The sequence below is a fragment of the Thalassospira sp. SM2505 genome (genome assembly GCF_054901115.1).
In genome coordinates, this window is record NZ_CM142731.1 from 2,386,907 (window position 1) to 2,405,649 (window position 18,743).

17 protein-coding genes and 2 tRNA genes are annotated in these 18,743 nt (G+C 53.5%); 9 read left to right on the forward strand and 10 right to left on the reverse strand.

Annotation, left to right across the window (positions count from 1 at the left end; genetic code table 11):
- Positions 1-63: 63 nt before the first annotated feature.
- On the reverse strand, positions 64-1,419 hold the full coding sequence (locus ACTU44_RS11085) for a CoA transferase (RefSeq protein ID WP_462095401.1): 1,356 nt from the start codon (positions 1,417-1,419) through the stop codon (positions 64-66).
- Positions 1,420-1,509: 90 nt separating this feature from the next.
- Between ACTU44_RS11085 and ACTU44_RS11090 the strand changes: the two genes are divergently transcribed.
- Entirely contained in the window at positions 1,510-2,649 is a 1,140-nt protein-coding gene (locus tag ACTU44_RS11090) for a citrate synthase (RefSeq protein WP_462095402.1), read from the forward strand.
- 26 nt (positions 2,650-2,675) lie between these two features.
- Here ACTU44_RS11090 and ACTU44_RS11095 read toward each other — a convergent pair whose 3' ends face one another.
- From ACTU44_RS11095 to ACTU44_RS11105, 3 genes are all read right to left on the reverse strand, one after another.
- On the reverse strand, positions 2,676-5,639 hold the full coding sequence (locus ACTU44_RS11095) for a PAS domain S-box protein (RefSeq protein WP_462095403.1): 2,964 nt from the start codon (positions 5,637-5,639) through the stop codon (positions 2,676-2,678).
- A gap of 57 nt (positions 5,640-5,696) precedes the next feature.
- Entirely contained in the window at positions 5,697-6,866 is a 1,170-nt protein-coding gene (locus tag ACTU44_RS11100; RefSeq protein WP_114097600.1) for a GGDEF/EAL domain-containing response regulator, read from the reverse strand.
- A gap of 242 nt (positions 6,867-7,108) precedes the next feature.
- Positions 7,109-8,194: an alpha/beta hydrolase family protein gene (locus ACTU44_RS11105; protein ID WP_462095404.1), complete on the reverse strand. Its 1,086-nt coding sequence runs from the start codon at positions 8,192-8,194 to the stop codon at positions 7,109-7,111.
- A 113-nt stretch (positions 8,195-8,307) separates the two neighbouring features.
- On the opposite strand from ACTU44_RS11105, the gene ACTU44_RS11110 reads away from it, so the two are divergent.
- The 5 genes from ACTU44_RS11110 (at position 8,308) to ACTU44_RS11130 (ending at position 10,792) form a co-directional block, all read left to right on the forward strand.
- Complete coding sequence (locus ACTU44_RS11110) at positions 8,308-9,453, forward strand: acetoin utilization protein AcuC (RefSeq protein WP_462095405.1); 1,146 nt, start codon at positions 8,308-8,310, stop codon at positions 9,451-9,453.
- Positions 9,450-9,896, forward strand: coding sequence for a DUF192 domain-containing protein (locus ACTU44_RS11115; protein ID WP_114097602.1), 447 nt, complete (start codon positions 9,450-9,452; stop codon positions 9,894-9,896). The genes ACTU44_RS11110 and ACTU44_RS11115 overlap by 4 nt, the downstream gene beginning before the upstream one ends.
- A gap of 158 nt (positions 9,897-10,054) precedes the next feature.
- A tRNA-Pro gene (locus ACTU44_RS11120) sits at positions 10,055-10,131 on the forward strand.
- Positions 10,132-10,275: 144 nt separating this feature from the next.
- Positions 10,276-10,569 (forward strand): ETC complex I subunit, encoded by a 294-nt coding sequence (locus ACTU44_RS11125; RefSeq protein ID WP_114097603.1) that lies wholly within the window; start codon positions 10,276-10,278, stop codon positions 10,567-10,569.
- A 146-nt stretch (positions 10,570-10,715) separates the two neighbouring features.
- Positions 10,716-10,792, forward strand: a tRNA-Arg gene (locus ACTU44_RS11130).
- A gap of 5 nt (positions 10,793-10,797) precedes the next feature.
- On the opposite strand, the gene ACTU44_RS11135 is transcribed toward ACTU44_RS11130, so the two are convergent.
- The 5 genes from ACTU44_RS11135 to hisI all read right to left on the reverse strand — a co-directional run bounded on the left by ACTU44_RS11135 (position 10,798) and on the right by hisI (position 15,408).
- Positions 10,798-11,721, reverse strand: coding sequence for a hypothetical protein (locus ACTU44_RS11135; RefSeq protein ID WP_462095406.1), 924 nt, complete (start codon positions 11,719-11,721; stop codon positions 10,798-10,800).
- Between the two features lie 82 nt (positions 11,722-11,803).
- Entirely contained in the window at positions 11,804-12,496 is a 693-nt protein-coding gene (locus tag ACTU44_RS11140; protein ID WP_462095407.1) for a YitT family protein, read from the reverse strand.
- Positions 12,497-12,701: 205 nt separating this feature from the next.
- The gene (locus ACTU44_RS11145) at positions 12,702-13,532 is read right to left on the reverse strand and encodes an aldo/keto reductase (protein ID WP_336080688.1); all 831 of its coding nucleotides are present in this window, start codon (positions 13,530-13,532) and stop codon (positions 12,702-12,704) included.
- A gap of 334 nt (positions 13,533-13,866) precedes the next feature.
- Positions 13,867-14,997 carry a CobW family GTP-binding protein gene (locus tag ACTU44_RS11150; protein ID WP_462095408.1) on the reverse strand — a complete coding sequence of 377 codons (1,131 nt, stop codon included), beginning with the start codon at positions 14,995-14,997 and terminating at the stop codon, positions 13,867-13,869.
- A gap of 12 nt (positions 14,998-15,009) precedes the next feature.
- A complete protein-coding gene (gene hisI / locus ACTU44_RS11155; protein ID WP_114097607.1) occupies positions 15,010-15,408 on the reverse strand; it encodes a phosphoribosyl-AMP cyclohydrolase in 399 nt (132 codons plus the stop codon).
- Between the two features lie 142 nt (positions 15,409-15,550).
- Here hisI and ACTU44_RS11160 point away from each other — a divergent pair, with 142 nt between their 5' ends.
- From ACTU44_RS11160 to ACTU44_RS11170, 3 genes are read left to right on the forward strand one after another with little or no spacing between them, the layout of a single operon-like run.
- Positions 15,551-16,027 (forward strand): Fur family transcriptional regulator, encoded by a 477-nt coding sequence (locus ACTU44_RS11160; protein ID WP_114097608.1) that lies wholly within the window; start codon positions 15,551-15,553, stop codon positions 16,025-16,027.
- Positions 16,008-16,874, forward strand: a complete 867-nt coding sequence (gene znuC, locus ACTU44_RS11165) for a zinc ABC transporter ATP-binding protein ZnuC (protein ID WP_114097609.1) — start codon at positions 16,008-16,010, stop codon at positions 16,872-16,874. The genes ACTU44_RS11160 and znuC overlap by 20 nt, the downstream gene beginning before the upstream one ends.
- On the forward strand, positions 16,871-17,668 hold the full coding sequence (locus ACTU44_RS11170) for an iron chelate uptake ABC transporter family permease subunit (protein ID WP_462095409.1): 798 nt from the start codon (positions 16,871-16,873) through the stop codon (positions 17,666-17,668). The genes znuC and ACTU44_RS11170 overlap by 4 nt, the downstream gene beginning before the upstream one ends.
- Here ACTU44_RS11170 and ACTU44_RS11175 read toward each other — a convergent pair.
- The gene (locus tag ACTU44_RS11175; protein ID WP_114097610.1) at positions 17,631-18,581 is read right to left on the reverse strand and encodes a LysR family transcriptional regulator; all 951 of its coding nucleotides are present in this window, start codon (positions 18,579-18,581) and stop codon (positions 17,631-17,633) included. The two genes, ACTU44_RS11170 and ACTU44_RS11175, sit on opposite strands and share 38 nt — an antisense overlap.
- Positions 18,582-18,743: the final 162 nt, after the last annotated feature.

The following is an 18,743-nucleotide window of genomic DNA, read 5'->3' on the forward strand; positions in this document are numbered from 1 at the left end:
TGCGCAGACAAATTGCTCCCGTCAAGGTTTGTGACAATTTGTGTCTTTAATCCCGATCATAATTCACCAGTTCGGGGCATCGCGACGCAGTGATCCGGCCGGGTGCGCCCAATGATGCCTAACGCCCTTGATATTTGCAGGAAAGGCAATGCGATGAGCCGGTCCCCAGCTGGTGTTTTCAATGGTTTTGTCAAGATCATCCGGTTGTTCATCCCGGATGATACCGTCAAGGGTGGTGCGCGCAGATTGGCACAGCAGATGCGCTGTTTGCGCCAGTGAATGGCGGGCAGTCGTGATTGAACCACTACTCTGGCGTTTGAACAGGGCGCGCACCGCACTGGCAGCCATCAGATACCCTGTGGCGTGATCAAGGGCCTGAACCGGAAGCGGTAAAGGTTTGGATGCCTTTGCGTGCTTCATGCCCCAGTCGGCAATACCGCAGCTCATCTGGACAAGGCTGTCAAAACCGCGACGCTGCGCCCAGGGTCCGGTCCAGCCATAAGCGCAGAGCGTAACGTCAATCAATGCCGGGTTGATCGAACGAAGGGTCTTGCCGTCATAGCCAAGTCCGGACAGGGCATCGGGGCGATAGCCATGCAACAGGATATCGGCATCCGAGATAAGGTCTTCAAACCGTTTGCGGTCTTCAGGTGCATGCAGATCAAGTCCTGCGCAGCGTTTGCCAAGGGTAACTTCGGGAATGACGGCACCTTCGTTCCAGCCCGGCGGATCAATGCGCAGAACATCTGCACCGAACGCCGCAAGAAAACGGCCGGCAACCGGCCCGGCGAGGACACGAGTGAGGTCAAGGACACGAACACCAGCAAGCGGACGTGCCGGATCAACTGACTTGGCAGGTATCGAAACATTGCCATGGTCGAGCCAGTCGATCAGTGGTTCGGCGCGAACGGCGTGACCTTGCGGGTGGTTCTCCCAATCCGCAATACCGCGCATGGTTGCCGCACAGCCATTTGCCGCAACAATTTCAGTTTCAAGATCATCTGCCGACCACCCGCGAACGGCTGGCGAAAGGCTGTCGTGCGTTTCATGATGCCCCAAAACAGACAAAGCCGCCTTGCGGTGATGCGGGGCATTGGTGTGCAGCCGGATCCAGCCATCGCTGGTTTCATAGTCGCCCGCCAGCGGATCCCATTTGCCGGGCAAGGTCCAGCCTTGCGGGCGGATGGTCATGTCAAACCACCTGGATGCCAATCTGCGATCAATCTGAACCGGTGCATCCGATCCGTGATGAAGCCCGCGCCAGTGTGCAATCATTGCGGTTGCCATCCCGATGGACGCACAGGCAAGATCGGTCACAGCAAAGAAGGATGGCAGGCTTTCAGTCCCGGTGACTTCGAAATTCGGCGTGGTTGCCAGTCCAAGCGCATCGGCAATCTGGTCATTGAAGCAGTCAAGCATGGGGCAGTTCCTTTTTGCAAACAAAACGGCGCGTCAGGAAAGCATCATGCGGGACTGGACAAATCGTCAATCTTGATCAAGATAATCAATATGAAAAATTCTGATGACGGATCATTTTGTACCCTTGCGGCACATGAAGTCTGTGCGCAGGTCGGGATATCGCGCGATACGCTTTATGCCTATGTCAGTCGCGGGATCGTTCGTGCCATTGCCCATCCCGGCGATGCCCGCAAAAGCCTGTATGACCGGCGTGACGTTGCCAAGCTTCACGACCGTAAAAGACGTGGCCGTTCACGGCAATCCGTCGCGGCATCGACCATCGATTGGGGGGAGCCGATCCTTGTGTCGGAGATCACCCGCATTGCCGACGGGCAGTTTTATTATCGCGGCCGAAATGCAGTGACGCTTGCGCAAGCCATGACACTTGAAGAGGCCGCCAACCTTCTTGCCGGTCTACGATGCGACCCGGCCCTGAATGCGGCGGCGGATTTCATTCCCGCTGACCACGCATTGCCGTTCCAGCGCATGGTGGCAATGATGGCGGGTCGGATGACAGGTGCAGGGCAAGGTGACGGGCGACCGGCCGCTGCAAAGATCATGCGTCTCGCTGCATTGGCTGCCGCCGGACAGCCCGACGATGGTCAAAGCCCGATCCATTTGGTGCTGGCAAAGGCATGGTCGAAACGTGATGACGCCGCAGAACTGTTGCGACTGTCTCTGGTTTTGTGTGCCGATCATGAACTTAATGCGTCAGCCTATGCCGTGCGGGTGGCTGCGTCGGCAGGGGCGACGTTGCCCGCGTCATTGATGGCAGGTCTTTCAACCCTTTCAGGGGCGCGACATGGCGGCCTGACACCCAGATGCAGGGCATGGATGGATCAGGTCGAAAAGGAAACGGGGATCAAGGGGCATTATGAAATCAGGCAGGTGCCACCGGGATTTGGGCATCCCCTATATCCCGATGGTGATCCGCGCACACGTGCGATCATGGAAGCTTGCGGGCAAACAGGCGACGCATTCTGGGCACGGATTGCACGCGAAGTTGCTGACAGAACAGGCCAGTATCCCAGTCTGGATTTCGGTCTGGCCCTGATTGAGCGTGAACTTGATCTGCCGAAGGGGGCTGGACTTGGCATCTTTGCTGTCGGGCGCATGGCAGGCTGGATTGCACATCTGTTTGAACAACGCAAAAGCGGCAAGATCATCCGTCCGCGCGCGAGTACTTCCTGAACACACAATCAGCTCTTGCCCATTCATTACGCCGGTTCTGTAATATCAAGCGTTTTGCGGACCGCGTGGGCAAGCTCGATATTCGTATAGGGTTTGCTGATCAGGGGATAGATCGGTTTGTCGTCGGGGCGTTCCTGTAATACATCGGCGGTAAAGCCCGAGCAGGTCAATACCGCAAGGCCCGGGCGCATTTCACAGGCCCTGTCACTAAGTTCAATGCCGTTCATCCCGCCAGGCATGATCACATCGGTAAACAGGATGTCGATTTCGGGATGTTTCTCGATCTGTTCAAGGGCCTCTTTGCCGCTATGAGCCAAAATGGTCCTGTAACCATATTTGTTCAGGACTATGGATGCGATTTCGGCCAGTTCCTGTTCGTCATCAACGATCAGAATCGTTTCCGTACCATGCACAGGTTCGGTGTCGTCCCTGCGCTGATTGCCTGTCTCGGTTTGGCTTGCCTCGTCGGCGACGGGCAGATAGATGCGGAATGTGGTTCCGATACCAAGTTCGGAATAGACCGAAATATATCCGCCCGAACGTTTAACAAAGCCATACACCATTGCAAGACCAAGCCCGGTACCTTTGCCGCGTTCCTTGGTGGTAAAGAAGGGTTGAAAAATCTGAGCGCCGATCTCGGGGGGCATGCCAGCGCCATTGTCACTGACGTCAAGTTCTACATATGTGCCGGGGGGAATGCGCTGAACGATGTTGCTGCTCAGTGCATCAATCCGGGTCAGTTTGGTCTTGATGGTCAGTCGCCCCCCATCTGGCATGGCATCGCGTGCATTGACGGCAAGATTGATAATGGCATCTTCGAAATCCCCCTGGTTAATGCGAACCGGGGGGATGTTTTCCGTCAGGCTGAGCGTAAAGGCGATGCTTGATGTTATTGATTTTCCAACAAGTTCTTTAAGGTCGCCCAGAACGTCATTGAGGATGACTGCGGCGTTTTCCTCGGGGGCCTGACGGGAAAAATTCAGCAATCTGCGCGTCAGGGTCGCGCCGCGATCAGCCGCGGTCAGTGCCTTTCCGATAAACTTGGTGACGGGTGATGTCTCGTCAATCTGACGGCGGGCAAGATCAAGATTGCCGATGATGATACCGAGCAAATTGTTGAAGTCATGGGCGACACCACCGGTAAGCTGGCCGATGGCCTCCATCTTTTGTGATCGGCGCAATTGTCGTTCAAGTGCGTGTTCAACTGTCAGGTCCGTGATGGATGCGATGAAGTGGCGGCGGCCCTGAACATTCATCTCGGCAATACCGAGATTCATCGGGAAGATCGTCTCATTTTTGCGCTTGCCCTTGACCTCGCGGCCGATGCCGATGATCTGGGCATCACCCGTACCAAGGTAATTTTTGATATAGTCGTCATGACTTGCATGGTCCGGGTTGGGCATCAGGATTGAGACATTCTGTCCCAGTACTTCTTCGGCGGCATAGCCAAAGATCTTCTCGGCTTCGGGATTGAACCCTTCGATCGTGCCTTTTTCATCGGCAAAGATGATGCCAACCGTGACACTTTCAAATGCCACGCGAAACCGTTCGCGGCTTTCGATCAGATCAGTGATGTCGCGGCCCGTGCCGCGATAGCCCCGAAAAATTCCGTAATCGTCAAACACCGGGATGCCGGAAATCGAGATGGTTCTGATCGCATCATCGGCCATGGTGATGCGATATTGAAAGTCCTTGAAAGGACGGCGTTCATCAAGTGCTTGATAGTGGTCGTGCCATTTGGGCGTATTTGCCGGTTCCGCTGTGAATTCGTCACGCCGCTTGCCGATCAGTGCGTCAAGGTCAATATTGACGTTTCCAATGTGCTGCATACTGGTTTGACTTATGCGATGTTGGGGATCGGTTTCCCAGACCCAGTCAGACGCAGTAACGGTAAAGTCGCGGAATTTTTTCTCGCTATCGCGCAGTTCACGCTCTTTGCGTTTCAGCTCGGTGATATCGGTGCGGACGCCAACGATGCCACCATCCTGAGTGCGACGTTCCGAGATCAGGATCCAGCGATCTCCAACCTGTTCTTCCAGCTTGCTGTTGTCTTTGTGATGCTCTGCCATACGATCGGCAAGCCAGATTTCCTCGACATCAAATGCATCTGGAAATGTCCCGCGTGCCAGTCCGATACGCAGAATTTCTTCAAATGTGGCACCGGGTTTGAGCGCATCTGCGTGGTTTCGATAAATCTGGCGATAGACATCATTGCAAATCACCAGCCGATCTTGGGCATCAAACAGGGCAAAACCCTCGCTGATTGAGTTCAGCGCCTGTTCAAGCATGTCTTGCGCTCTGTGCGTTTCCTCCAGAGCCTTTTGCAAATGTTTTTGCGTATAAAGGAACCGGTTGATGACATAGGTCACCTGGGAATGGGTAAAGGCAGTGGCGAGACCAATGGCGGCGATGCCAATGATAATCAGCGCAATACTGGTTGAAACAAAGGGTTCAAGCAGCTTGTCTTTGGGGATGCCAACCACCACAGCAACACCCAGATTTTGTGCCGGGGCATAGGCAGTCAGAACGTCATGATCATGGCTGTCGGTGACCCAGCTTGTACCGGCATATCCCGACAGTGCCGCAAGCATCGGCTCGGCATATGGATCGGTGATGCTGATCAGGGCAGGGTGGTCATCTTTTTCGGCCTTGCGTTCCTGATGCACCAGAATTCGAATTTGATCGCCTTCACGCTGGACAATGAACAGTTCCCCGGATGCATCCAGTGATGAAAGGTTGTTAAAGGCAGAATGTATTTGCGAAAGGATGGCGTTGAATGCCGGGTCCTTGTCATTTCCCGGTTCATCAGGTCTGTTGTCGGCGGCAACCGCATTGATCAGTTCTGCATTGATAACCGCAAGACGCAGGAAAGCATGACGCTGATCTTCAAGGATTTCCTTGTACAACACAAAAAGCGCGCCCCCGCCAATGACAAAGGCCACCACAATCAAGGGCGCGAGTATCTTGGCAAGAAGGACGGGGCGTTTCATGTCGGGATCACCAATATTGTGACAAGGCGTTGGGTGTAACGTCTGAAGCCGGGCTGCTCAGGACAGATAAAGATGTTCGATTTCCCAGGCCGAGACCGGGTGGGACATGTGAAATCCCTGACCGATTTCGCAACCGAGTTCCCGGAGCAAATCGAATGTTTCCTGATCTTCAATGCCTTCGGCGACAACATGCATATTCAGGCCATGCGCAAGGGAAATGGACATTTGTGCGACCGTGCGGCATTCCGTATCCTTAAGCATCTGGCGGACAAAGGATTGGTCGATCTTGAGTTCGTTAAAGGGAATCCGTACGAGATGTTGCATGGACGAGTAACCGGTACCAAAATCGTCAATCGACAGGTTGAACCGTTTCATCCGCAGCCGTGTCAGGATGTCCATGTAAAGACTGGCATTTTCCATCAGCGCTGTTTCTGTCAGTTCGATCACGATCTTTTCCGGATCGATTTCAAGCGCAGTTGTCATCGCATCAAGTTTTTCGGGCATATTAAGATCAACAACCGTGGTCGGCGAGACATTGATCGACATTGTGATGTCGGCGTGATCCCATTTCGCCATCTGTGCAAGGGCCTGTTCGAGAACCTGCTCGGTCAGCTGGTTAATCAACCCCGATTGTTCAGCAAGCGGGATAAAAAGTCCGGGATGAAGCAGACCAAGGGTCGGGTGCTGCCAGCGTAGAAGAGCCTCGACACCAACGATCTTGCCAGTCGCAATGCTGAATTGCGGCTGATAGACCAGAAAGAATTCCTGACTGGCAATACCGCGCCGAAGGCTGCTTTCGGTTGGTGCAATGCTTGGCGGTTCGTCGGTCTTGGGCTGTGGCATGTTGAATTTGCCCAGCAGTTCTTCCAGCTGATCAATCGTAAAGGGTTTTTCCAGAACGCCGAGAACTTCGATATTGCGTTCGGTTGCCAGTTCGGAGGCGGCATGAAGGATCGATTTGTCCTTGCCGCTCATCAGGATCAGGGATGCGTCTGATCTGTTTTCATGCAGGAAACGGATGATTTCGATCCCGTCGAGCTTGGGCATGAACAGATCAAGAATAATGACGTCAAAGGCCGTGGAATAGGTTCGAACAAAATCGTCCGTGTCGGAAACGGCCACGGCATTGTTGCCAAGCGCGCTTATGGCATCGGCAACGAATTCACCCATATCGGCTTCGTCATCGATGATCAGGACATTTAACGGACGTGCTTTTGAGGTGATCAAAGGCGCTTCTCTTCATATCGGTGGCGGGGCCCGGCGCGGGGCACTTTGTATGAGAATCATACTAGTTGTTTGTATAGGTTCTGATATCCCCATATGGGGATGCGTTGCCCGGTGTCATCCCGCGAATGACATCGGGATTGAGTGCGTGCTCAGAAATCGACACAGGTAAAGAGGGGCCACGCAGTTCGCCGGTTTGGCAGAAGCAAAACGGGAAACCGTCACCGGACCAGAGACAGGATGATTTAATCTGATCGGTCCGTAACGTTCCCGATCCATGTGGAAAGCCTGTTCAACACGCCCGGGGCATAAGCATCCCGGCCCATGACGGTAAACAGCAGTTGTGTGGTGGCCGGCATGTCGGAGGCCAGCTGATAGTTAAACAGACCGCTGCGCAAAAGCCCGTGGGTCGCATCGGCAAACAGGATGGTTTCGTTATGCTTGTTGCGACCGGTCAGAATCGACTGATAGGTTGCGAAATCGGTTTTGGCATCGACATTCAGATCATCTGTCCCGAACAGTGCCAGTATTGGCGACGTGGTACGCGCAAGATCGTCTTTTGCATCTGCAGAGATGTTGCGTTTGACGAAGTTGAACCGGTCTTCTGACATCGGGGCAGGGGTATCTTGTCCAACGGTTTCAAGATATGAATTGTAATCAGCATCAGGGGCAAAAACCACGGCATCACGTGTCTTGCGTCGGGTGATTGCATCGGTGATTTCGCGGTCGGTTTTGCCTTCGGCCAAAAGGCGTTGACGGGTGTAATACCGCCCCTGATCCTGCCAGTTAACAGCCCCGCCGATAATAACGCCAAATGCGTTGTCAGGGGTAATCTGTGCGGCCTTGGGGATGACCCAACCGGCCTGCGAGAAACCAAGAAAACCGATCTTTCCGGCATTCCCGGGGCGCTGTAATGTGATCATCTTGAATGCGGCCACTGCTTCAGTCGCACGATCATTCATGGATTGATCCAGCCAGTTGCCTGTGCTTTCGCCGATACCGGCCTTGTCCCAGCTATAGATACCGATATTCTGATCCAGCAGGGCACTGAACAGCGGCAAATATCCATCACCCGAAAAGCGATCCTGTGGGCCGTCGCCATGAATGATCAGGGCAATTGGTCCGTCATGATTTTGGTTTGGAAGGATAAGCGACCCGGACAGGTGGTCTGGGCCGTGATCAAAGCCGATCTCGGTAACGGATCGTTCCGAAAGATCAAAATCCATCATCCCGTTCATGAAATAGACGGCGGGTAAAATGATCAGTGCTGCAATCAGAAGGGCTGTCGTATTGAACTTGTTGGCAGGGCGGCTTTGGCGGGGCGATGGCACGTCGGAACCTTTTGGTTGAGCGTCAGGATGCAAGGCTTGTGAAACAGAGCTTGCGTGAACAGGGGGGACGCGTCAATTCTTTGCGCTATGCCGATACTTCAAACACCAGATGAATGCATATTGTGACCTCGCCTGATTTACGACATCCCGACAAAACACCGCGCATGATCGCGGCCGAGATCTACCGTGGTTCAAGTTATGGTCCCAAACATCCACTGGCGATCCCGCGTGTTTCGCTGGTGGTGGATATGGTACATGCGCTGGGCTGGGTGGATGAAGACACCTATCTGACCGGTCCGGTCGCAACCGCCGATCAGTTATCGCGCTTTCATGACCGCGAATATGTTGATGCCGTGATGCAGGCTGAACGCGATCAATTCCTTCCCGAAGAGATGATGGTACGCTTTGGCCTGGGCAAGAATGGCAATCCGATCTATCCGGAAATTTTCCGGCGTCCGGCAACAGCCGCCGGATCATCGATCATGGCTGCCCAGCTGATTGCTGATGGTGGCATCATCCATCATCCGGCAGGCGGAACCCATCACGGATTGCGCGACCGGGCATCGGGATTTTGTTACTTCAACGACCCGGTTCTGGGGATTTATGCGCTTCTCGATTCGGGGCTTGATCGGGTCCTTTATGTCGATATTGACGCCCATCACGGCGACGGAGTGCAATATGCCTTTGCTGATGATGACCGGGTCCTGACCGTCTCGATGCATCAGGAAGATTTATGGCCAAAGACCGGGCCGATTGATGATATCGCCGGGGGCATGGCGCGCAATCTTCCGATGCCCGGTGGCATGCATGATGACGAGATGCGCTTTGTGCTGCACGAATATTTGATTCCTCTTGCATTAAGTTTTGCGCCACAAGCTGTTGTTTTACAATGCGGATGTGATACGCTTGCCGAAGATCCACTCTCAAGACAGCTTTTGGGCAATCAGTCGATCTGGGAAGTCGTGGCGGCGATGACCAGACTGGCCCCAAGAAGTCTTGTTCTTGGAGGCGGAGGATATAGTCCATACGGGGTTGCACGCTGTTGGTCCGGGGTCTGGGCGACCGTTAACGAGATCGAAATACCACCTGTGCTACCCATCACAGCGGAAAATATCCTGCGTGTCATAAAATGGTCGCATAGCCGTGGCAGACAGCCGGCCGATGAGTTGTTTACAACCTTGGCTGATCCATGGCGGGGTGGCGCAATCCGGGGCGAGGTCCGGGAACGCGTCAAAAGACTAAGAGGGTATGGGGTATGAAGTCGTTCATTCAGATGACTTTGGTGGTGTGCTTTATCAGCGCAGCGGTGGTTGCCGGGCTTAATGCCAAGGCGACAGGGTTTGAACGATCGCGCATTCTGGTCGATGGCGAAGTTTATAATGTTGAAATGGCCGTCACACCCGAAGAACGATCACGCGGTTTGATGTTCCGCACCGAAATGGCAAATGATGCAGGCATGCTGTTTGATTTCGGTGGCGCACGCGACATTTCAATGTGGATGAAAAACACCTTTATCTCGCTTGATATGCTGTTCATCGATGGCAGCGGCACGATTGTTGGCATTGAAAAACGCACAGTGCCGCAATCGGAAACCATCATCCCGTCGCCCAAGCCGGTGCGCTTCGTACTTGAGCTCAATGGTGGTACAGCCGACAAGATGGGCTTTGAGGTCGGTGAAAAGGTCGAGGGCCTGCCGCGCTAGGCCCGGTTTTCCGGTGCTTTCCGATATTAAAGAACAATCAGCAATAGCAAGGCCGCAGACGATATCTGCGGCCTTTGGTTTTTGTGCAACTTTTTCGGCAAAAAAGCACAATGCGGTCTTGCCCACCCGGCAGGATGGTGCTAAATCCACATCCGCGTCGGGGAGTAGCGCAGTCTGGTAGCGTACCTGCTTTGGGAGCAGGGGGTCGCGAGTTCGAATCTCGCCTTCCCGACCATTTCCCCTTTTGTTGTTCGACGGTGATCCATCAGGATTTCCAATTCGCGATAAAAGGTGTAAAAGATGAAGTATTGGCAGGGGTTAGAGAGACCCGTCAAACTGCCATAACCATCTTATCCCGACGGTCAAGACGAGGGTCCCGATGAAGGTCCGTGTTTACAAACCTGCCAAAAACGCCATGCAGTCCGGTCAGGCTGCGACCAAGCACTGGGTCATGGAATTTGAACCGGGTGCGAAAAAGGTTGCTGATCAGCTGATGGGCTGGATCGGTTCGACCGATACCCGTGGCCAGGTTCGCATGTATTTCGAAACCCTTGAGGAAGCCCAGGCCTTTGCTGTGAAGCACAAGCTGATCGCAGATATCGAGCAGCCCAAGCCGCGCAAGGTCCAGATCAAGTCCTATGCCGATAACTTCGCTTTCAAGCGCGTTGTCTGACACAGGCTGGCTGTCAGCCGCTTTTGACCATACCATCGGGGCGGGCATCTGCCCCGTTTCGTCTGACAGGGGACGTTAAATCCTGAACACATATCGGGCAGGCGACCAATGCCATGCCTCGGGGTCAGCAAACCACCCCACCCAGCGGTCCCTTAGCTCAACTGGATAGAGCAACAGACTTCTAATCTGTAGGTTGCAGGTTCGAGTCCTGCAGGGATCGCCATTTTTTTAAGCAAGAGTTGCATCAATACTATCGTACCAACCCGCGTCATGGATGATCCGTTGTACGTGCAGATTGTTTTGTAAAATTTCAGCTTTAGTTAGTTGGGATAACCGTTCCCAATTGCTATTAAACACGTATGTAGCATTATCAAAGTTACAGCTCTCCAGTACGCATAATCCTTTGTAGTCAAATACATACGCGACATAGTCTCGAAAGCCGCCATTACCTACAACAATACGATTTGGGTCCTTGTTTGCAATATGAGCTTGTCTCCGCCGAATGGGGTTCCGCTTGCGAATAGTCCAGTTCGGATATCGAAGATCTAAGTGTTGTTGAACCTGCTCCCATGGGCGCTCCCCGGGAGGTAAGAATGACCAATTTTTTTTCTCGACGACACGAGGGACCAGTGCTTGCAGATCAGCTTCGGCAATCTCACACATTCGAAATAGCTCAAAGAATATGTTCGCATACGTTTTGATTTGATTGGGATCACTATGCTCTGCGTTCAATATGTCACTACAGATTAGGTGACGATTGTCGTGGAAGATATAACTCAGTTCTAAGCTGGTAGGCGGTAAAAGTTCTCGCTGATAGCAGTTCCGAGTGACATCGACCTCTGTCGTTACTGTTTCTGTTCGGCCAGGTCCTGCCCACTGTTCTCTCGTCCACTCTAGCGTCGTTATGTATCGAAGTTCTTTCGGAAGATCTTTCCTTGGAACAAACTTTCCATATGCATTTAGGCGGGTCGAGGCTCCTCTTGGAGTTGGAAGAATGCTTGAACCTGAAGGTGGATTAACTGGAAATCCTATTTTCGTGAGTAATTCGTCTGCATCATTGGTTATGTCATGCAAAAGCCGAAAGTCTCTATTGTCTCCGATATTCTTTAAAATAGAATCCGCTGACAAAACTCTAGACTTTGAGATGATCATGACTGTATCCTCTAGTTATACGTGCCTTATTCTAATATAAAATAAACCATAAGTATAAATCGCTGTCGAGCCGAAATTCGGGTTACCGCGCCGCCAAATACCGCCCAGGACGGTGATTCAGCGCGATGATCAGGTTGAGTACGACCGCACCGAGGATCGACAACAAGACCTTGTCAAAGGGCAGGGTCAGGAAGGCGATGACGAGGATCACCATATCGACGGCAAGCTGGAAGTAACCGGCACGGATGCCGAAATGTTCCTGAAGATAAAGCGCCAGGATATTGATGCCGCCAAGGCCTGCACGGTGGCGAAACAGCATGAGCAAGCCGATGCCCATCAGCGCGCCGCCAGCAATCGCGGCATAGACCGGGTTGAGCATCTGAAAATCAACCATCATCGGGGTGAGCTTTGAAAAGCCTGATACCAGACCAACCGCGATAAAGGTTTTGACTGTAAATGCCACGCCCATGCGCTTGAAGGCCAGCCAGTAGAAGGGCAGGTTGATCACAAAGAAGATCAGACCAAATGAAAGCCCAGTGGCATGTTCAATCAAAAGTGCCGCACCGGCCGTGCTGCCGGTGACCAGAACGCTTTCACTATAAAGCGTCACCCCAAGCGACACCACCATTGTCCCCAGCAGCAAAGCCAGCACGTCTTCGTAAAGGCGATGGGAAATATCGTCTTTTTTTGACGGTGCCTGTGCGGCATCAGTCGTGCCGCTGTCAGGTGCGGAGGCGTTGGTGGATACAGTTGTGGATGCGTTGGTTTCGGCCATTTCGGGCAACAGTCTTTTGTCTGATGAATAGGACCAGATTACGCTTTTCGCACATGCGAAACAAGTTGGTGGAAAAGGGCAGGCCTAATTCGCCCGTTTTTGACAGGGCCGGGTTCCTGCACGCAAAAGACCGGCCTGATAAAGGCCGGTCTTGGTAAAATCATGCGTGAAAATATAAGTTCCGGTGGTCGCGACGGGGCAGAAATCAGGCGGCTTCGTCCCATTTCGGGGCAAAGGACGGGTCAATCAGGCGGCCATCGGGTTTGGATAGTTCATTGATTGCTGCCATATCGGCATCTGACAATTCAAAATCAAAGATGTTGAAATTGGCCGCCGCATTTTTCGGCGAACCCGATTTCGGGATCGCCATCACGCTGTCTTGCTGCATCAACCAGCGCAGCGTGACCTGAATGCCGGACTTGCCGTATTTGGCGCCGATTTCCTTAAGGACCGGATCATGCAGAACAGTGCCGCGCGCAATCGGGCAATAGGCGGTCAGAAGCATGTCATGGCCACGCAGGCTTTCAAGCACCTTCGACTGGTCAAGATAGGGGTGATATTCGACCTGATTGACGGTGAGCGGTATGGCGCTTTGCGCGACGGCCTTTTCAATAAGGGCAGTCGGGAAGTTTGAAATCCCGATCAGGCGAGTCATGCCAAGGTTCTTGACCTCGTTCAGAGCGGCCAGTGTTTCGGCAAGCGGCACTTCATCGGTCGGCCAGTGCAAAAGCAGAAGGTCAACATGGTCAAGATCAAGCTTGCGCAGGCTTTCGACGACCGAGGTTTGCAAATCACCGCTCTGGAACTTGTCGTACCAGACCTTGGTGGTCAGGAAATAGTCGTCACGCGCCAGCCCCGAAGCCTTAAGGCCGTGACCAACGCCTTCTTCGTTGTGATACATCTGGGCTGTATCGAAGTGGCGATAGCCGATCTTGGCGGCCTCGGTTACCATTTTGGCCGCATCATCATTATTAAGCTCGTAGGTCCCAAATCCGAGGGCCGGAATTTCAATACCCTGCCAGTTCCGGTAGATCATGCTGTGTTACCCCCTTTGTGCTGCTTATTGTGATTTTGGCTGCTGTCACTGTCATGTGCAAATGACGATCAGGTGTCAATGTGGCTGATATGCGCCAGATTTAGTGCAGTGCCACAAATTCGCAACCTGTACGGTTGGATGAGATGTGCTGTTCAATGGGGAAGGACGCCCGGGCAATGTCTTTGTGTCAAAAGAGCTTTTGCCAAAGAAAAAGGGCGACCGGGTATGTCGGGTCGCCCGAAGTTCAGGACTTAGAGTGAGGCTGTATCAAGCCAAGAACAAACTTGCACCAGATCGCAGAGGATATCCTTGATTTGCCTCAAGCCGTCGAAAATTAGGCCGGTTTTCCATCTTCTCCGGTTTCACTGACCGCAGCATTAAGGTGATAGAGGGAATCCCGGATGACCTGCGGGCCAAGATCCTTGGTGATGAAGACGATCTTTGAGCGATGATCGTCACTTGGCCATGCCGGAAGCGATGCCGGCGGATGGAAAATGTGCTGAACCGCGTGAATGGCGACCGGGGCGTCTTCGCCAACAAGGTTGAGAATGCCTTTGACGCGCAAAAGGCTTTCACCGCGCATCTGGGTAAAAATCTCGGCCCAGGTGACAAAGGCATCCCAATGCAGCGGTTCGTCAAAGGTGATGCAGAATGACCGGATATGATCGTCATGGCGGTTTACGTCATGGGCGTGGTCGTGATGGTGGTGTTCATTGTGATGATCGTGGTCATGATCATGACTGTGTGCATGCTCATGCGGATCATCGCCATGATGGTCATAGGCCTCGTCACGCAGCCATTTCCGGACATCCATGCTTTTGGTCGCCGGATCATACAGCCCGGCATTGAACAGCTTTGATACCGCGATATCGCCATTCACCACCGGATAGATCGGGGCGGCGGGATTAAGGGCGCGCAGGCGGTCAGAAAGAGCGTCTCGGGTAGCCTCATCGGCCAGATCGGACTTGGTCATCAGGATGCGGTCAGCAACAGCAGCCTGTTTGACACTTTCAGGATGCTGGTCAAGCTGCCCTGATCCATGGATGGCATCAACCGTGGTGACCACGCTATCAAGGCGAAACTTGGTGGTGAGCAACGGGTCGGTCATCAGGGTATGAAGGATCGGTGCCGGGTCGGCAAGGCCGGTGGTTTCAATGATCACCCGGTCAAAAGCGGGGATTTCGCCGCGCGTGCGTTTGACAAACAGATCGCGCAGACCCGAAATCAGATCACCGCGCACCGAACAGCAAATGCAGCCTGAATTCAGCAACACCACATCTTCGGACACTTCGCGCACCAAAAGATGATCCAGCCCGATTTCGCCAAATTCATTGATCAGGACAGCCGTGCTTTCCATGCCGTCCTGAGTCAGAAGGCCGTTAAGAAGCGTGGTCTTGCCGCTGCCCAGAAAGCCGGTAATGACCGTGGTTGCGATGCGTTCAAACTGTTCGTCGGAAATGGCCATGTCGTTTGTATCTTACTTCTTGCCGTAGAGTTCATCGACGGAGACTTCCGGTTCGGAAATCACGACTTCCTGTCCATCGCGGGCGGCGAAATAGAAACAGTTGCGCCGTCCGGTGTGGCAGGCAACGCCAAGCTGATCAACCTGCACCAGAATGGTGTCCTGATCGCAGTCATAGCGGAAATCGACAAGTTTCTGTACCTGGCCGGAGCTTTCACCCTTGCGCCAGAGTTTCCCGCGCGAGCGCGAGAAATAGCAGACCCGACCGGTTTCAAGCGTTTCAAGCACCGCGTCACGGTTCATCCAGGCCATCATCAGAACCTCGCCACTGTCATGCTGCTGGGCGATTGCCGGGATCAGGCCGTTTTCGTTGAATTTAAGCTTGTCGGCAATCTGTTGATTGGCAGCCGTCATGGGGTGCTCCGGTCGATGATGGTTGACTTTTTACGTTCGGCACGTCAGAAAATGATATATTATAACATTTCATCAGATGCCATGGCTTTTTGGGAATGATTGGGATCATAGCCGAAAAGCCATCGAGACGAGTTATCCAGATATGAGCGATCTTTTCCCGAAAAAGGGCCACGATCACGATAGATGTGTGCATAGCGCACTTGCGCAGGCAGAGAAAGTCTGTGACGCGGAAAATGCGCGCTTCACCGATATGCGCCGCAAGGTCTTTACCCTGATCTGGCAATCGCACAAGGCGGTGACGGCCTATGAACTGCTTGACGCGCTGACCGCCGAAGGGCAGCGCGTGCAACCGCCAACGGTTTATCGCGCACTGGAATTTCTGACCGAGCTTGGTCTGGTGCATCGTATTGAATCGCTGAATGCCTATTTCGGCTGTGACCGGCCTGACTGCGAACATCTGGGACAATATTTTATCTGTACCGATTGCGGCCGGGTTGCCGAAGCCGTGAACGAGGAAATGAGCAACGCCGTGCGCAAGGCGGCAATCGGCGTCGGCTTTACCATTCAGGCGACCACGGTCGAGATCAAGGGGCTGTGCCATGACTGCGCCACTCATTGAGGGGCGGGGACTTACCCTGTCATTTGGCAGTGAACGGGTTCTGGATCAGGTATCGCTTTCGATCCGGGCTGGTGAAATCATTACCCTGATCGGGCCGAACGGTGCGGGTAAGTCAACGCTGGTCAAAACCCTGTTGGGTTTGCAAAAGCCCGATAGCGGCGAAGTAATCCGCAAGCCGGGTCTTCGAGTTGGCTATGTTCCGCAAAAGCTTGCGATTGATCAGGTGTTGCCGCTGACCGTGAAGCGGTTTCTGACCCTGACGCGATCAGCAACACGCAACCATTGCGAAAAGGTCCTGACACAGGTCGGGGCGTCGCACGTTATTGATGCCCAGATGAGCAGCCTTTCGGGTGGCGAGGCACAGCGCGTGATGCTTGCGCGGACATTGTTGCTGCGCCCGGAATTGCTTGTGCTTGATGAACCGACACAGGGTGTGGATGTCAGCGGGCAGGCCGAACTTTACCGGTTGATTGATGAAATCCGCCATGAGCTTGATTGCGCGGTTCTGATGATCTCGCATGATTTGCATCTGGTGATGGCCAAGACCGATCAGGTGGTATGTTTCAATCGCCATGTCTGTTGTTCGGGTATCCCCGAAACCGTGCGTCAGCATCCGGAATACCGTTCGCTGTTTGGCGTGCGCGAGGCAGATGCGATTGGCATCTATACCCACGAACATGATCATGAACATGATCTTTCGGGCCATGTGGTTGGCGGATGTGGTCATGACCATTCCCATGATCATCACAACCATAATCACGGTCATAACCATGGGCACGGGCATTCTCATGCCCCTCATAACCATGCAGATGCACCCATCCGACAAGAGGCAGACACAGCAAAATGATCGATGATTTTCTTGTGCGCGCCATTGTTGGTGGCGTGTTGCTGGCCTGTATCTGTGGTCCGTTCGGGGCTTTTATCGTCTGGCGGCGGATGGCGTTTTTTGGCGATATGCTGGCCCATTCCGCCTTGCTTGGCGTTGCTCTTGGTCTTCTGATCGGGTTGGATGTGCGGCTTGGCATGATTGCGACCTGTCTTGCCAGTGCCTTGATCCTGGCCTTTGGGCAGCGGCAATCAAAGATCGGCAGTGACACGGTTCTGGGCATGCTGGCCCATTCGACCCTGGCACTTGGCATGGTTGCTCTTGCCTTCGTACAGGGTGTCGCGGTTGATATCATGGCCTATCTGTTTGGTGATATTCTTGCCATCACCATGGGCGATATCTGGCTGATGCTGGGTGGGGGTGTCGTTGCAATTGGTGGCCTGATCTGGATGTGGCGACCTCTGCTTGCCCTGACGGTCAGTCCGGAAATTGCCGCTGCCGAAAGTATCCCGGTCGAACGTCTGCGTTTGATTTTCATGTTGCTGATGGCGCTTGTGATCGGTCTTGCGATCAAGATTGTCGGGGTTCTTTTGATCACCGCACTTCTGATTGTACCGGCCGCCAGCGCCCGGTTCTTTGCCAGAACGCCGGAACAGATGGCCATCGGGGCGGCATTGTTCGGGGCGGCATCGGTTCTGGCGGGGATCGCGCTGTCATGGCATGTTGATACGCCAGCCGGGCCAAGCATCGTGATCTCGGCAGCGGGATTGTTTGTGATCAGTTCAATCGTGATGATGGGATTGCGTCGGCGCTAAAGCCCGAAGGATATTGCGTTACGTCGTCACGGGAAAAATAAGCCGATATCGCATCAATCAGGCATCGCACGCGTTTTGGGACACTGTGCCCGGACGGATAGACAAGTTGTAAATCCGTAGGCGGCGGTGCAAAATCAGCCAGGATCGGGACAAGGCGCCCGTTTTTTACGTCGTCTTCGATGTCCCAGTGCGATTTCATGCAGATACCAAATCCTTCGACAGCCCACTGGCGGATCAATGATCCTTCATTGGCTGTCCGGTTGCCCTTGATCTGAACCATTCTTTCACGACCATCAATCGTAAAGGGCCATTCCTGTTCGGGTTCGTTGCCAAAACGCATGACAAGGCAGTTATGCTGTTCTAGGTCCGCAGGCGTTTGTGGCGTGCCGTAACGGGCAAGATAATCGGGGGATGCAGAGGCAAATCGATGAACATCTCCAAGCTTGCGACGTTTCAGGCTGCTGTCGGCAAGCTTGCCATAACGCACGGCCAGATCGATGCCTTGCCCGACCAGATCAATATAGCCGTCGGACAAGAACAGATCGATTTCGATATCGGGATGTTTTTCGATGAAGTCATTTAGGATCGACGCAATCCGGTGACGGCCAAGATCAAAGGTCACGCTGATCCGGATCGGGCCCGACAGGCGATCCGCACCATGGCGGATCTGTGATTGCAGGTCATTGGCCTCGCCAACCAGTTGTCTTGCACCGTCAAGAAGGGTTCGTCCTTCTTCCGTCAGACTGATCGCACGCGTGGTGCGGGTCAAAAGACGGGTGCCGTAATGGTCTTCAAGGGCAGCGACCCGTTCCGAAACCGTTGCCGGGGAAAATCCGAAATCACGCCCGGCCGCTGCAAGGCCGCCTTTTTCAACAATCCGGATGAAAAGCGAAAGGTTGGTCAATAAATCCATTGTTCGGAATTTCCAAAAATATACTGCATAATTTTGGCAATTATTTTGAAAATCCGCAATCGATAAAGTCAGGGCAATGACGACGAGCGCCCTGAAAATGTGAGAATCAAAGACTTATCAGGCTGAAAGAACGGCATATTTCGCATGATTTACCGTTCGCCG